We start from the raw sequence: 421 nt of genomic DNA on the forward strand, positions 1-421 counted from the left end.
GGCATCAAATCGCACAGGACGCCATTTTGGCGAGGCGACCATAAAGAACCAGAACAGCGGGAGAAGGATGTAGAACCAGCCCCAATAAATTCTTGACCAGTGCATTTCGAGCATTTCAGCCTTATATAAATCATACTCATTTGAAGGTATGTTCTTTCCTAAGGACGAAGCTATATCAAAATATCTTAGCCATCCTTCTTCCAGTGCCCAATCGACAGAGATAGCCCATTGCACATCCCTAAACAGGGTTTGGGTGGTAAAATAGTCGTAAAGTATAAAACCTATCGAACACAGAAACCACACCCAAGAGAGGTCTGCCCTAATATGCCCGTCGTTATAACGGCGGATTTCAATTACGCCATCCCCCAGTTGTTTTACGTTACGGGCAATTACATCAGGATTATAGTTGGATATGCACATT

1 pseudogene is annotated in these 421 nt (G+C 43.7%); it reads right to left on the reverse strand.

Annotation, left to right across the window (positions count from 1 at the left end):
• Positions 1–420, reverse strand: a pseudogene (locus HMPREF3263_RS07065) (hypothetical protein); the annotation flags it as partial.
• Position 421: the final 1 nt, after the last annotated feature.

Source organism: Haemophilus sp. HMSC61B11 (assembly GCF_001838615.1).
Taxonomy (GTDB): Bacteria; Pseudomonadota; Gammaproteobacteria; order Enterobacterales; family Pasteurellaceae; genus Haemophilus_D; species Haemophilus_D parainfluenzae_AD.